The organism is Bacillus thermotolerans, from assembly GCF_000812025.2.
Lineage (GTDB): Bacteria > Bacillota > Bacilli > Bacillales > Domibacillaceae > Quasibacillus > Quasibacillus thermotolerans.
This window is the reverse complement of record NZ_JWJE02000072.1, coordinates 1-13,649: the sequence shown is the minus strand read 5'-3', so window position 1 is coordinate 13,649 and position 13,649 is coordinate 1. Positions and strand designations below refer to the sequence as shown.

General features: G+C 45.9%; 13 protein-coding genes and 1 pseudogene. 7 read left to right on the top strand and 7 right to left on the bottom strand.

All coding sequences use genetic code 11. The annotated features are described in order from the left end of the window. Positions 1-137 precede the first annotated feature (137 nt). Complete coding sequence (locus QY97_RS17735; protein WP_039238825.1) at positions 138-1,118, top strand: S66 family peptidase; 981 nt, start codon at positions 138-140, stop codon at positions 1,116-1,118. Between the two features lie 90 nt (positions 1,119-1,208). Here QY97_RS17735 and QY97_RS17730 read toward each other — a convergent pair whose 3' ends face one another. Beyond that, entirely contained in the window at positions 1,209-2,519 is a 1,311-nt protein-coding gene (locus tag QY97_RS17730; RefSeq protein WP_039238824.1) for a TolB family protein, read from the bottom strand. A gap of 335 nt (positions 2,520-2,854) precedes the next feature. On the opposite strand from QY97_RS17730, the gene adhP reads away from it, so the two are divergent. Further along, positions 2,855-3,868 carry an alcohol dehydrogenase AdhP gene (gene adhP / locus QY97_RS17725; RefSeq protein WP_039238832.1) on the top strand — a complete coding sequence of 338 codons (1,014 nt, stop codon included), beginning with the start codon at positions 2,855-2,857 and terminating at the stop codon, positions 3,866-3,868. A gap of 227 nt (positions 3,869-4,095) precedes the next feature. Here adhP and QY97_RS17720 read toward each other — a convergent pair whose 3' ends face one another. The 3 genes from QY97_RS17720 to QY97_RS17710 are packed head-to-tail and all read right to left on the bottom strand — an operon-like array spanning position 4,096 to position 8,312. Then, positions 4,096-5,517 (bottom strand): sigma-54-dependent transcriptional regulator, encoded by a 1,422-nt coding sequence (locus QY97_RS17720; protein WP_039238823.1) that lies wholly within the window; start codon positions 5,515-5,517, stop codon positions 4,096-4,098. 5 nt (positions 5,518-5,522) lie between these two features. Then, the gene (locus QY97_RS17715; RefSeq protein ID WP_039238821.1) at positions 5,523-7,160 is read right to left on the bottom strand and encodes a GAF domain-containing sensor histidine kinase; all 1,638 of its coding nucleotides are present in this window, start codon (positions 7,158-7,160) and stop codon (positions 5,523-5,525) included. A 9-nt stretch (positions 7,161-7,169) separates the two neighbouring features. Then, a complete protein-coding gene (locus QY97_RS17710; protein ID WP_408606297.1) occupies positions 7,170-8,312 on the bottom strand; it encodes an iron-containing alcohol dehydrogenase in 1,143 nt (380 codons plus the stop codon). Between the two features lie 214 nt (positions 8,313-8,526). Here QY97_RS17710 and QY97_RS21025 point away from each other — a divergent pair, with 214 nt between their 5' ends. Further along, the gene (locus QY97_RS21025; RefSeq protein ID WP_261337308.1) at positions 8,527-8,661 is read left to right on the top strand and encodes a hypothetical protein; all 135 of its coding nucleotides are present in this window, start codon (positions 8,527-8,529) and stop codon (positions 8,659-8,661) included. A gap of 58 nt (positions 8,662-8,719) precedes the next feature. On the opposite strand, the gene QY97_RS21195 is transcribed toward QY97_RS21025, so the two are convergent. Next, on the bottom strand, positions 8,720-9,277 hold the full coding sequence (locus QY97_RS21195) for a methyl-accepting chemotaxis protein (protein ID WP_408606298.1): 558 nt from the start codon (positions 9,275-9,277) through the stop codon (positions 8,720-8,722). A 216-nt stretch (positions 9,278-9,493) separates the two neighbouring features. Beyond that, a pseudogene (locus tag QY97_RS21190) lies at positions 9,494-9,946 on the bottom strand (protoglobin domain-containing protein); the annotation flags it as partial. Between the two features lie 261 nt (positions 9,947-10,207). Between QY97_RS21190 and QY97_RS17700 the strand changes: the two are divergent. After that, on the top strand, positions 10,208-10,606 hold the full coding sequence (locus QY97_RS17700; RefSeq protein ID WP_039238819.1) for a hypothetical protein: 399 nt from the start codon (positions 10,208-10,210) through the stop codon (positions 10,604-10,606). A 91-nt stretch (positions 10,607-10,697) separates the two neighbouring features. On the opposite strand, the gene QY97_RS17695 is transcribed toward QY97_RS17700, so the two are convergent. Beyond that, positions 10,698-11,012, bottom strand: coding sequence for a thioredoxin family protein (locus QY97_RS17695; protein WP_039238816.1), 315 nt, complete (start codon positions 11,010-11,012; stop codon positions 10,698-10,700). A gap of 167 nt (positions 11,013-11,179) precedes the next feature. Here QY97_RS17695 and QY97_RS17690 point away from each other — a divergent pair, with 167 nt between their 5' ends. The 3 genes from QY97_RS17690 (at position 11,180) to QY97_RS17680 (ending at position 13,536) form a co-directional block, all read left to right on the top strand. Further along, the gene (locus QY97_RS17690; protein ID WP_039238814.1) at positions 11,180-11,653 is read left to right on the top strand and encodes a hypothetical protein; all 474 of its coding nucleotides are present in this window, start codon (positions 11,180-11,182) and stop codon (positions 11,651-11,653) included. A 111-nt stretch (positions 11,654-11,764) separates the two neighbouring features. Next, entirely contained in the window at positions 11,765-12,937 is a 1,173-nt protein-coding gene (locus QY97_RS17685) for an FtsW/RodA/SpoVE family cell cycle protein (RefSeq protein WP_039238813.1), read from the top strand. Positions 12,938-13,008: 71 nt separating this feature from the next. Continuing rightward, positions 13,009-13,536 carry a nitroreductase family protein gene (locus QY97_RS17680; RefSeq protein WP_039238812.1) on the top strand — a complete coding sequence of 176 codons (528 nt, stop codon included), beginning with the start codon at positions 13,009-13,011 and terminating at the stop codon, positions 13,534-13,536. Positions 13,537-13,649 lie beyond the last annotated feature (113 nt).

The window sequence follows — 13,649 nt, the reverse complement described above, 5'->3', positions numbered from 1 at the left end:
TAATATAAATTGAACCGCCGTATACGGAACCGTACGTACGGTGGTGTGAGAGGGGCGAAAATAATCAACTTATTTTCCCTCTACTCGATTTCTGGAATCAGTGTATGCTAAAGGAAGAAAAAGAAGGAGGGATCACTATGCAGCCACCGCGTTTACAGCCGGGAGATGAAATTCGGGTGATTGCACCGTCGATGAGCATGGCGTTAGTCAAAGGAGAGCAGAAGGCTCTTGCCCGGGAACGCCTGGAAAGGTTCGGCTTTCGTGTTACCTTCGGCCGTTATGTAGATGAGCATGATCTCGTGTTTTCCACTTCGGTTGAAAAGCGTCTCGAGGATTTACATGAAGCATTTAGCGATCCGAAGGTAAAAGCGATCTTCACGGCCGTCGGCGGTTACAATACGAATCAATTGCTTGCACATATTGACTATGAACTCATTAAGAAGAATCCAAAGATTTTGTTAGGCTGTGGTGACATTACAGCTTTACAGCTTGCTATTTATCAGAAGACAGGTCTTATTACATACTCTGGTCCGCATTTCTCGATGTTCGGGTTAAGAGCGTTCGACGACTATACGATGCAGGGAATGATTGCTACGTTAACGAATGATGCTCCGTTTGAATTGGAGCCTTCTGACACGTGGAGCGACGAGCCGTGGCATATCGAAGAAGAGGACCGCAGCTATTACACGAACAAAGGACCGCTCATCGTGACAGAAGGGAGTGCCAAGGGCCGGTTGATTGCCGGCAATTTAAGCACAATTAACCTGCTGCAGGGAACGGAATTTATGCCTTCCTTAAAGAATGCGATCTTATTCATTGAAGATGACAGCGAAACTCATTTAATGAAATTCGACCGTGATCTTCAGTCCCTGCTCCATCTTCCAGATGCTGCGGAATTGCAGGCCTTACTGATCGGCCGCTTTCAAAAGGAATCTGATATTACAGAAGCAGCCCTTATATCTGTACTGAAGAATAAGCCGGAACTTGCCCATATTCCCGTAATGGCTAATGTCAATATCGGCCATACGGATCCGGCAGCAACACTGCCAACTGGCGGTGCCGCAGAGGTTACTGCTGTGAACGGAGAGACAGAAATTATGATTGACAGCCAGGTGTAAAGGAGTTTATTTAGCAAAAAACCCCCTCCTAAGGTTAAGTGATCCCTAGGAAGGGGTTTTGTCATGGATAAGACCTCTCCTCCTAATAAGCTAACGGTGAGAGAGGCGTTTAAAAATATAGATAAATAAAAAAACAAAGACTGTACATATTGCCAAGCTTAAAGCGATCATTCCTAAGCCAATGCCGTACCAGGGATTTATAGCTGCGGCTACAATAAAGCTTGATAAGAGAACGAGAATTGTAAGAATCAAACTGATGACAGCCGGCAAGTACCCTTTTTGCAGATAGATATTCGTGTAAATACTTGCAAGACAGAGTAACAATATATACAGCAGGGCGACCGTCCAGCCGTTGATGCCTTCATCTAATAGGCGCCAGAAAGAGAAGTCATCTGGCTGGACGGGCATATTTAGCGCAATGGGCTGCGGCTCTTTTGTTTGCAAATTAACTGTAGATAGCCGGTAATCTGCTGGCTCTCCAGGCCAATTGGGCTGCTCAAGATACATTATCTTTTTTTCATGGTGAAAAAACACAGGTGAAGAGGTAGAAGAGTAAGTGTTTGTCAGCTGCTTTGTCTGCCCGCTGTTCAAGTCCAATAAAAAGAGCTCGTACCTAAACAAAGAACTGTCGCGTGATTCTTCTGTCACTGTAATATACGCCAGCTGCTTCTCATCGGGAGAAAGAGCGAACGAAGGGGCAATGACTGAACCAGATAGCTGTTTGAAAAAGTGGGCCGTTGCGATCGTACCGTCTTCTAAATTATAGGAATATATTCTGTCTCCTTTGTGATCGAAGGAAACGTAAAATAATTGTGTACCATCCTTAGAAACGATCAAATTACTCATCGAGAAGAAGTCTTTATTTGTCAATGAACGATGGTTTGTACCACTCTGATTAACGGAAAACAAATCGTAGCCTTCCGTTGTTTCCCCTTCAGGCTTCAAGAAATCCTCAGCGGAGGTCGCTATGTAATAAATTTCTTCACCAGAAGAGGAAAAGGTCGCCTCAGCTACATGTTCTCCCGGAGGAGACAGACGTTTAATGTTTCCCTCCACGCGCTCTAATAGCCAAAGGGATTGGACATTCTGGTGGTTAGCCGATAAGAAAAGCAAGAATTCTCCATTCGGAGAATAAGAAGGAGAACGATGCCTTGTCTCAGAGGGAGAGGTTAGCTTTTTTACATTAGATCCATTAATGTTCGCCTCATAAAGGGCTTCCTCACCTGTGTGATAATAGGAAAAAGCGATGGTTGAATCATTTGGCGACAGAGCAATTCGATCGCCTATCCCGGTGAAGTATCGGTAAGGATCTTCCTCCCTTATAAATTGATAGAGAAGGGAATTAATAAATAGAAAAAAAGTAACAGCAAGCAATGTGAGAATCCATCTTTTTTTATTCAACTTGTCCTCCCCCTTTCCTGCCATTCTACCATCACCGTTCATTACTATAAATGAAAAAAGTGTATAAATATGTATTTTGAGCTGCACTCTGCTTACGCTAATAAGCTATAGGTAGCACTTTGTCACAGAGCCGATTTTTTGGAAAGTGGGCCGAAATTTCGGCTCACTTAGCCAAAGAATTGGCTGTTTAGCAGATTAATAGTCTAGAACCGTTGCTTTTCGCAATTGGCACGCACTTTGCAATAAATAGAATGAATAATTAAACAAAGGGGGCATTTTCCATGAAGGAGACAGTTGTAAGCGAGCAAAAACTAGGGAGTAAAGAACAGGCGACAATGAAAGCAGCCGTAGTGAATGAATTTAAGCAGGATTTAGAGATAAAGAATGTAGAGAAGCCAGCCCCAGGACGCGGAGAAGTGCTTGTGAAAATTGAAGCTTGCGGTGTTTGCCATACAGACTTGCACGCTGCACACGGCGATTGGCCGGTAAAGCCGAAGCTGCCGCTGATTCCTGGTCATGAAGGTGTCGGTATTGTCGAGGAAGTCGGAGAAGGTGTGACTTTATTGAAAGTGGGCGACCGTGTCGGCATTCCTTGGCTTTATTCTGCATGCGGTGAGTGTGAATACTGCTTGAAAGGACAAGAAACGCTTTGCCCTAACCAGGAGAACGGGGGCTATTCAGTAGATGGCGGATACGCGGAATATTGTTTGGCGGCGGCTGATTATGTGCCGAAAATTCCTGAAGGTCTCGATCCAGTTGAGGCGGCTCCGATTTTATGTGCAGGTGTGACAACTTACAAAGCGCTGAAGGTTTCGGGAGCCAAGCCGGGAGATTGGGTGGCCATTTACGGAATTGGCGGATTAGGACACGTAGCTCTGCAGTATGCGAAAGCGATGGGCTTTAATGTCATTGCAGTAGACATTGCAGATGAGAAACTCGAATTGGCAAAAAGCCTTGGTGCCGATGAAGCGGTGAATGGCATGAAGGAAGATCCTGTTCAAGCCATCCAAAACTTAGTCGGCGGTGTACAGGCATCCATCAGCGTGGCGGTAACGAAAAAAGCATTTGAACAAGCTTACCTATCTGTGAAGCGCGGGGGCACGCTTGTCGTGGTTGGTCTTCCAAATGATGAGCTTCCAATCCCGATTTTTGACACAGTATTAAACGGTGTAACGGTGAAAGGCTCCATTGTTGGTACTCGTATGGATATGAGAGAAGCCCTGGAGTTTGCGGCTCAAGGAAAAGTGAAAGCACAAATTGAAACAGCACCGCTTAGTGAGATTAATAGCATTTTTGATAAGATGGAGCAGGGTAAGATCAATGGCCGGATCGTTTTAACTATGCAGTAAAGCTAGACTGAAAGATAGGAAAGGATTGAAGGGTGCCGTTACGATAATTTCATTAATGGAAAATGAAAAGCCCCTGTCGGCCGAGAGAATCACTTCATAATGCTGGATGATTGCTAGCAGACGAGGAACCTGCTTGTCAGCTGCAGCGAAGACCCGTTTGGATTCTTTTAAGCCTAGCAAGAAGACAAACTAAAAGCCAGGCACCCTTATACAGGGCTGCCTGGCTTTTAGTTTTCATTTAGGTAATAACGGATTTGTCTTTTGGAAAGACCCAAGCGCTCAGCGGCTTGGTCACGGTTTCCTGCCGTCTCTTTTAATTTTTCATGAATAATAGCAGCTGCCGTTCGCTTCTCCATTTTCTTCATTTTTTGAAGCAGGTCGGCGAGTGGTATAGACTCTTGACCGTTGTATAACCGCACCACCTGCTCCGCAAAACTTTGCCACTCATCTAGAAATTGGGACGACTGGGCAGGAGGGGAAGAGAGGGCAGGTGAATGCTCATCTTTTATCTTGGCGGGAAGCAGGTCAGGTGTAACAGGAGTGCCTTCACTCGCTAAGGCGGCTGACCGGCGAATTATGTTTGATAGCTCTCTTATATTTCCTGGCCAGTCATATTGAATTAATAACTCCATCGCATCAGGCGAAAATGAACACATTTCTCCGTGGCGGGTCTGGAGCGACTCAATCAGCTGGGGGATATCTTCCCGCCGTTCTCTCAGTGGCGGCACAGACAGCTTCACCACATTTAGACGATATAATAGGTCTTCGCGGAAGTTTCCCTGTTCGACTGCCTCCTCTAAATTGACATGGGAAGCAGCAATAATACGAGCGGAGGTCCGCTTCGGCTTTGTTCCGCCAATTTTCATGAACTCTCCTGTTTCCAATACGCGAAGAAGCTTTACTTGAGTAGCAGGAGAGGCCTCAGCGATTTCATCTAGAAAAAGCGTTCCGGCTGAGGCTGCCTCGAAATAGCCGACGCGATCGGTTGCTGCCCCTGTGAAAGCCCCCTTCACATGCCCGAACAGCTCACTTTCTAAAAGGGATTCGGAGATGGCCCCGCAGTTAATGCCGATAAACGGTTCCTTGCGGCGGCTACTGGCAGCATGAAGGTAATTGGCCAGTACTTCCTTGCCGGTTCCTGTTTCTCCTTCTATCAAAATAGTAATGTCCTTCGGGGCAATCTTATACGCAAGTTCATATAGCTGATGCATCTTTGAGCTCGTCCCAAGAAAGCAGCCATTTTGACGGGCGAGGATGGCATAATCCGCCTCTTCTCCCTTCGTTTTTATCTCACTGGTTAGCCGGTCTACAAGCCGGTCAATCGCATCAATATCCTCAAAGGGCTTTTCAATGAAGTCAGAGGCCCCGCTTTTAATAGCTTCTACAGCGGTTTTTACAGTGCTGTAGCCGGTCATAATGACACACGGGCAAAGCGGTGCTTGTTTCCTTAATTTCTGCAGAATATCCAATCCATTGCAATCGGGCAGACGTACATCAATGAAGGCGAGCTGAAAGCGGGTGTAATCCGTTAGTTCATGGAAACGGCGTCCGCTTTCTGCATGTGTAGTTTCATAGCCCTTCATTTTGAATAGCCTGGACAAAAAGCGGGCAACCTCGAGTTCGTCTTCTACTATTAGAATTTCTTTCAATGCCTTCACATCCTTTCGTCAAGCAGAGGGATTTCCAGCATGAAGGTTGTTTGCTGGTGGGGAATGCTTTCTGCTGATAAGCGGCCCCCATGTGCTTTGGCAATACCGAAACTGACAGACAAGCCAAGTCCTGTGCCTCGGTCGGCTGACTTTGTTGTAAAAAAGGGATGAAAGATGTCGTTCATATGATCGCGCTGGATTCCTGGTCCGTTATCTGTAATGGCCAAACATACGTGATCGTTTTCCTGCTTTGTCTTCACCGTGATCGTTCGCGGCCGGTCTGTGACTTCTTCCAGGGCGTCTTTGGCATTCATTAAAAGGTTGGCAGCCACCTGGCTTAGCTGCTGCAGGTTACCCTCGACCATCGGCAAGGGCTCATCGAGGCAGACGTCTAAAGTAATGTTCTGCTTCTCAATTTGCCTGCGAATTAAGCTTAGAGCTTCTGTTACTGCATCATTTAATGAACAAGGCTTAAAGGAGAAATCCTCCTGGCGAGAGAAAGCGAGCAGGCTGCGGATAATTGTTCGACAGCGCTTGCCGCAAAGGTCAATATCTTCGAGCAAAGGCTTCATATCCGGATCGACGGCTGACCCTCGCAGCAGAAGCTGAGTATTGCCGATAATAGCTGTTAACGGATTGTTCAGTTCGTGAGCAACACCAGCGGCCATCTCACCGATAGCGGCCAGCTTCCCGGAATGAAGAAGCTGAGCTTCCATCTGCCGCTTTTCGGTTACATCCTTGCTGTACAAAATTACTGCATCGAGCGATTCATCTTTACCGAAAAGGGGATAACAGGAGCAATCGTATACTTTGCTTTCAAAGCGAAGCTCCGCATAATGAGGTTTCTTTGTTAGCACTGTCTGTTCAAATGGGTTGCTCGTAGAAGCAGCCGCCTTTTCGATGAACGGGCGAATATCCTTCCCCTCGGAGAGAGGCCACGAGAGCAGCGCCGCATCATTTTTTGCTAAAACTGCTCCATCTAAGGAAATAATTATGATGGCATCTGATACAGCGCGGAAGGTTCCTTCCCAGCGCTGCTGGCTGGCAAAGACTTCTCCGTACAAGCGGGCATTCTCTACACATACGGCCATTTGATCCGTTAAGTGGTGGAAGAAGTGTCTATCTTCCTCCTCCAGCTGCCAGGCGGAGCTGCTGGCAAACGTAAGTACGCCAATAATGTGCCCCCGGCATGTAAGAGGAAGGAGGACGACCGAGCGAAGTCCAATGTGCTCGAAGGCTTCTTTCTCAAAGAAATACTCGGTTTGTCTGCTCCCATCAAACTCAATGACCTCTCCTGTTGCGAATACATGACTGTAAAGAGAATGATCCTCCGGAAAAGCGGTGCCTTTCGCTAAATAGGTCTTCTGCTCAGGATAAATGTACGAAAGACGAAGAGCCTGTCCATCAAAAAGGGCGAGGCTGATCCGCTCAACAGGGTAAATCACTGTAAGCTTCGCAAGGGCGCTTTTCAGCATCTCCTGTACCGACATGTGAACGGTGAACACCTTCATAACTTCATTCATGACCTCTAAGTGGCTGTTTTTTTTCTTTAGCTTTTCAACCGTTGTTTTTAATTCCGTGTAATAGTTGCGTTTAGAAGATTGGACTCCAGTTAATAGATCAATCATTTCCTTTCGTTCCATCGATCTCACCTACAATGCTTGCCGAAGAAGAGCTGCGACTTCCTCAGCTGTAATATCGCGCGGATTCGTAATCATACAAGCGTCGGAAAGGGAGGTCTCGCTGACGATAGGAATTGATTCTTCCTTGAAACCCATTTCTGATAAAGTGAGCGGAGCCCCGATATCCGAAGCCAGCTTTCGAACGAATTGGATCGCCTTTTCCCCGGCTTCAGTGTCAGATAGCGCCCGGACGTCCTCTCCCATTAAAAAGGCAATTTCCTTAAACTTCTGCGGGGCGGCGATCAGATTAAATTCCATCACATGAGGGAGCAGGACAGCATTAATATCACCATGCAGGAGTGGATACCGGCCGCCAATCGTATGAGACATAGCGTGAACGGCTCCAAGAATTGCATTCGAAAAAGCAAGACCGGCATGCAGGCTGGCCATAGCCATTTGCTCCTTTGCCTCTTTGTTGTAGCGGGAGGCAACAGATGGACGCAAGTAACGGGCCGATAAGGTAAGAGCGTTCTTGGCATGTACATCTGTTAGCGGGGTAGCGGCCGCACTGACAAAGGATTCAATAGCATGGGTTAAGACATCAAGTCCAGTAGAGGCCGTTAAATGCGGACTCTTTGTGCTCAAGACGTCTGGATCAACAAGAGCAATATCCGGAACGAGTGATTTGGACACGATGGTCATTTTCTTTTTCCGATTCACATCAACAATCACAGAAAATTGCGACACTTCTGAGCCTGAGCCAGCCGTTGTAGGGAGCATCACGAGCGGCGGGAGAGGATAGGTGATACGGTCGACGCCTTCATAGTCCCGGACATGACCGCCGTTTGTCGCAAGCAAGGCCGCTGACTTAGCAATGTCGATCACGCTGCCTCCACCGACGCCAATGAGGGCGTCACATTCGTTCTCTATGTACGCGCGGGCACACGCCTCTGCTTCATCTTCTTTCGGATTCACACTGACACCGGAAAACAAAATGGAGGAAAGGCCAGAGGCGCGGCAGCTTTGCTCTACTAATTCAGCCCAGCCAGCATTCATTACACCTTCATCGGTGACGATCAATATTCGTTTAGCACCGAGCCGGGCGCAGCTCTCGCCGGCTTGACGAATGGAGCCGCTGCCAAAAATCACTTCAGGCATAACAAACTTGTACATGAACACCCCATCCTTTTTTGTATGTATTTTATTCATTATTGTATCATTTTCAAGGTGACAGCGGGGCTTCTTTTTATTATGCTAACGGCTTCCTGCAGCCCCTTGGTAGGTGATGCCTGATAAGGAAAAGAACAGGATGTTTAAAAGGTGACAAAGAAGGGAAAGAGGTCAAGGTCGTCCTTATTTATTTATCGATTTACAGGAGAGATAGGCTATGACACAACAGCAGCAGCTTCTTTCTTTAATGAAGGATGCTTATGAAGAAGCGCAGAAGCAGGAAGTGAAAGTAACCGATGTGATCGAGCTGATCAAAGGGAAGATGACGTTTTTAGAGACGTCGGGTAAGTGAAAAGCCTGCCGGGACTGCGCGTTTCTTGCTGAGAAGCGCGGCTATCCGGCAGGTTTTTTTATCCTTTAAAGTATAGAAAGTCTTCCGTAGAATCGTTTAAGGAAACAGCTGACCTTGCTACCTCTTCAGATGCGTGTTCAATTTCGCTCACAATGTAGTTCAGCTGCTGCATCTGATCTTCGATGCGATGGTTTTGCTGCTTGGTGTTGTCGATTAATTCAAGCAGCTCAACGAAGTTTCTATCTGTCTCAGTCATGCTTTGGATGCCGGTTATGACTAAGTCATTCACTTTGTCGACAGATTGACTCACTTGTCCAATCAAAGAATTTGTCTTCATAATATGATCGGAGACACTGGAGGTAGAGGTCTTTGTCTGATCCGACAGCTTGCGAATTTCTTCGGCTACTACCGCAAAGCCTTTTCCGTATTCACCAGCCCGAGCTGCTTCTATTGAAGCATTCAGCGCCAGCAAGTTGGTCTGGCTGGCAATGTTATCGACAATTGTAATGACTTCCGTAATGCTAAGGGCAATCTTATTAAGCTCCATCGAAAAGGAGCGAATATCTGACACGGCCTGCTGAATATCGTTTAACTTCAAGCCGTGATCATTAAGCATTTTTTGCCCTTCCACGGAATGGCTCCCGGATTCATCGGCCAGTTCCATGCCTTCTCTTGAGAGCTTTAGAATGGTTTCTGACTTGACTCCTAAGTCCTTCAAGGAAGCAGTCGTTTGTTCAGAAATGGCGGCCAGTTCTTGGGAAACCGTATGTACGTGGTTCACCAGCTCTTCTTTCTTCTGCTGAGCGATATTGCGGATGCGTTCTTCTTCATTCTCATATGCTTCTAGCACGAGCTGCTGTTCGAAATTGAGCAGTTTGGAAACGGCAGCTATTGCTTCGGGTGTATGGTTTCCCATTTCACCACGTGTGTAGATAATCGTCAACAGAGAGTTGAACAGTTCCTGGAAAGCAGCCATATACCATTTCGTTTTTAAGCCGATACGGACATGTACATAAGCAATGCGAAGACGCTTTTGAATGAAATCTTCATCAATAGTTCCTTCGAATAGTTCCCGTATATGGCGTTCTAGTGTTTTTTTCAGGCGGCTTACGTCACTGTTCTCTTGGATGATCGTTAACAGCTCCGGCTGCTGTAGAATGACGTCGTAAAAGGCAGTCACAATCTCTTCGATATGGCTCGAAATAAGAGGCTGAAGAGAATTGATAATGGACAAATCGCGTTCAGTTAAATGAATCATCGCAAGCTGCTTAGCAGGCGGACTCATTGGATCAATGAACATACGCTGCTTTTCAATAAGCGCGATAGAGGTTGCTGTTTCTTTAGGCGTTCTAAATTTAAAGATGCTCATAGTTCGCTCTCCTGTTCTTTCACCTCTGTACCCATAAAAGGAAAAGAGGCCCTTTCTTCTCATATCGGATTATTTCGCCGATTATTTATATGTCGAGGAAAGTTTTCCGCCTTTTAAGAAAGCCTATCTTCTGTTCGGCGGGTTGCTTGCATAAAGTATAAAAAGGAGTGCATGACGATGAAGATGAGAGAGTTTTTTACCAATCCGTATATTCTTTTTATTTTAATTATGTGGGCAGCTGCATCTTTTTTTATTGCTTTTTATATAAGCTGGGCTCTCACAGCTGCTATAGCAGCTGGAGCGGTGGGCTTCTTTCTTTATGTTTCTATGATTTACCGCTTTGTGCTTCATAAGGAATTCACATGGGTAGAGAAGCGGGATGATGAATTGTTTATGTCTCTCTGGTACTCCTGGCCTGTCTACCTGCTGACATGCCTGCTGCTGCTCTTTCTGGCTGACGAACTGTGGGCGCTTGCCGTTGCCTCAGGGGGGGCGGCCGGTATTGTTATAGGAGAGTTTGTGCATTTAAGGAGAAAGAACAAAAAGAAAGATCGGCCGATGAAGCTTGAGGCATGAGAGGACTATTCCTATATTCTCTATGATTCTTTATAAGAAAGAAGAAAGCACCCCGTGATCCGGGGTGCTTGTTTACGGTTAGCCGCTGCCGTTACACAGATTTTAAGAAATCAGTGACTTGTTCAGGAGACTTGGCGTTCGCGCTGTGAAGGTGAGCCTGTTTTTCACCATTTTGGAAAATCAGCAGGCTTGGAATGCCCATGACGTCATATTGATCGGCGATATCAGGAAATTCATCGCGGTCGATCTCATACCACTCATATTGATTATATTCAGATACGATGTCCCCAATAAACATATCCATACGACGGCAATCAGGGCACCAACCCGCAGTGAATTTCATAATGACAGGCTGTTCTTTAGCGATAAGCTCTTGAAATTGTTCAGCTGTTTTGATTCTTTCCATTTCATCTATTCTCCTTCTTTAAATCATTTTCTTCTTCATTGTAGTAGGGAGCACAGCAAGAGACAAATAAAAGATGTTAATTTTATTGAAGTTTTTCTGCTGATGAAGCCATTTGTCCATGGTTTTTTATATAATAGGGTAGAGAGATTAAGATGCAGGAGGAAAGCATGTTGCATTTATCTTACGGCATTACAGGCTTTTACAACAGCGGAGAGAATCCGCCGCCGCGTTATACGGCGGAGGATATATTCAAGGAACGGTGCCTGAAGGCGGCTGAGAGTATTGATGCAGAAATGATTGCATTTCACCCGCCTAAGTTAAATACAAACTTCTTTGAAGCGGTTTTAGATAATGGAGTGAAACGCATTCACATACTTATGAATGCTTATTATCCTCTCATTGCCTTTGCGGCATCTGTTGAGAAAGAGCACATTACTTTCTATGATGAAGAAGAACTAGTTGACTATTTCAGAGGCTTCGAGATTTGTGAAGCTAGAGATTTGAATCAATTGTTAAAAATACAGAGGCAGCCGGAGTTCGACCTGCTGCATGATCACGATTTAAATAGTGCGGAGATGAGCCAGATCATGTACTGGCAGCCGTACACAGTAGGAGAGCTTGTATTTAATTACTGGGATTAAGTGAATACATAAGAAAAGTATTCATAGGGTTGTCAGACTTAATTTGTTGTGAATTGGTTCTTTCACGTTATAATGGAAGAAGTGTAATTTTATTAGAAAGAGGAATGTTTCATGACTTCTCCAAAGCAAAACTCCAGCCGGATTGATTACGGATTAGTTCTTATATTATTAATGATGTTCTTAGTTAGCTGTTTGGCTATTTATAGTGCCCAGACGACGGGGCAATACGCTGATAATTTCGTCATGAAGCAGGCTATTTTCTATATTATCGGAACGGGCATTATCGCTTTGGTGATCAGCTTCGATTCCGAGCAGCTGATGGGGATGTCCTGGTATGTCTACGGATTCGGCATCTTGCTGCTCGCTTTTTTGATTATCGCTCCCGACAGCATTGCTCCTGTCGTAAATGGTGCGAAAAGCTGGTATCAGGTGCCTGGGCTGTCTCTTCAGCCATCGGAATTTATGAAGGTCTTCTTAATTTTAGCGCTGGGACGCGTGCTCGTTCTTCACCATCAGAAGTATTCGGCTCGAACCACACAATCGGATTGGCTGCTCTTAGGAAAGCTATGCCTGGTAACGGCATTTCCGCTCTTGCTCGTTATGCAGCAGCCGGACCTGGGTACGTCCCTTGTATTCATGTCCATTTTGCTTGGCATGATTTTCGTATCAGGTATCAGCTGGAGGATCCTGCTTCCTTTATTCGGATCCATCACCGCTGCGGCGACAGCCATTTTCTACATGGTGCTTTGGCATCCGGGCATCCTGGAAAAATACCTTGGGGTGAAACAGTACCAATTTGGCCGGATTTATTCCTGGCTCGACCCGTACAATTATGAAAGCTCGACCGGCTTCCACTTGACGAGATCGCTGCTGGCTATCGGTTCCGGGCAGACGATGGGGAAGGGGTTTAGTGAGCGGGAGGTATACCTTCCCGAAAGCCACACGGACTTTATATTTAGTATCATTGGTGAGGAATACGGATTTATCGGCTCCAGTATTGTCGTGAGCTTATTCTTTCTGTTAATCTATCACCTCACGAAGCTGGCACTTTCAACGAAGGTTGTCTATTACACTTATATGTGTGCAGGCGTAATTGCGATGATTACCTTCCACGCTTTTCAGAATATCGGGATGACAATTGGGCTTCTGCCGATTACTGGTATCCCGCTTCCGTTCATCAGCTATGGAGGAAGCTCGTTGATGGGAAATATGCTGGCGATGGGGCTGATCTTCTCCATTACCTTTAATGAACGACACTATATGTTTTCATCAGACAATGATTAGACAGGCTATCTTTTAAGCCTGTTTTTTCATACATTTATTTTGCTAGATAAATAAGGAAGGGAGATTGTTGAATGAACGTATCAGAGGCAATTCAAAGGAGACGGGAAATTACAGCCTTCACGGATCAGCCGATTCCCGCTGAAGAGCTTGCTCAAGTAACAGAAGCGGCTTATTTAGCTCCAGCTGGCAACAATTTGCCATCGAGAGAATTGGTTGTAGTGGAAGAGAGAAGTATGCTTGATCATTTGGCAGAGGCTACTCCTTTTGTGCCATGGCTAAAGGAAGCTAAGGCAGCCATCGTTCTGACAGGCCGCCCGGATATTAGTAAGTACTGGCTGCAGGATGCTTCCATTGCGAGCGGGTTTATTTGGCTGTCAGCGGTTGAACAAGGGCTTGGGGCTGCGTTCGGAGCTATTTATCACTCAGAAGATCAGGAGGAATCCGAAAAACGGGAAAGTTATGTAAGAGAGGCGCTGGCCATCCCGGATGACCGGCGGGTTGTGGCTATCTTAGGACTGGGTTATCCGAGAGAGGAGCCGCCTGCAAAAAAGCTGGTTCCGAAAGAAGAGATTATTCACTACGGAAAGTTCGAGCAATAAAAAAAGAGTCTCATGCTCTATCTGAACTGAACCCCGAATAGTAGACACTTTAAAAAAAGTGGACCTATTCGGGGTTTTTCTATTTTTCTTAGCTTAAAACCCCGTTATACTAA

What these genes read in the sequence shown, in the direction of transcription:
- QY97_RS17735 (WP_039238825.1), top strand. Translation starts at nt 138, where the DNA reads ATGCAGCCACCGCGTTTACAGCCGGGAGATGAAATTCGGGTGATTGCA.
- adhP (WP_039238832.1), top strand. Translation starts at nt 2,855, where the DNA reads ATGAAAGCAGCCGTAGTGAATGAATTTAAGCAGGATTTAGAGATAAAG.
- QY97_RS17715 (WP_039238821.1), bottom strand. Translation starts at nt 7,160, where the DNA reads ATGGAACGAAAGGAAATGATTGATCTATTAACTGGAGTCCAATCTTCT.
- QY97_RS17710 (WP_408606297.1), bottom strand. Translation starts at nt 8,312, where the DNA reads ATGTACAAGTTTGTTATGCCTGAAGTGATTTTTGGCAGCGGCTCCATT.
- QY97_RS21025 (WP_261337308.1), top strand. Translation starts at nt 8,527, where the DNA reads ATGACACAACAGCAGCAGCTTCTTTCTTTAATGAAGGATGCTTATGAA.
- QY97_RS21195 (WP_408606298.1), bottom strand. Translation starts at nt 9,277, where the DNA reads ATGCTTAATGATCACGGCTTGAAGTTAAACGATATTCAGCAGGCCGTG.
- QY97_RS17700 (WP_039238819.1), top strand. Translation starts at nt 10,208, where the DNA reads ATGAAGATGAGAGAGTTTTTTACCAATCCGTATATTCTTTTTATTTTA.
- QY97_RS17695 (WP_039238816.1), bottom strand. Translation starts at nt 11,012, where the DNA reads ATGGAAAGAATCAAAACAGCTGAACAATTTCAAGAGCTTATCGCTAAA.
- QY97_RS17690 (WP_039238814.1), top strand. Translation starts at nt 11,180, where the DNA reads ATGTTGCATTTATCTTACGGCATTACAGGCTTTTACAACAGCGGAGAG.
- QY97_RS17685 (WP_039238813.1), top strand. Translation starts at nt 11,765, where the DNA reads ATGACTTCTCCAAAGCAAAACTCCAGCCGGATTGATTACGGATTAGTT.
- QY97_RS17680 (WP_039238812.1), top strand. Translation starts at nt 13,009, where the DNA reads ATGAACGTATCAGAGGCAATTCAAAGGAGACGGGAAATTACAGCCTTC.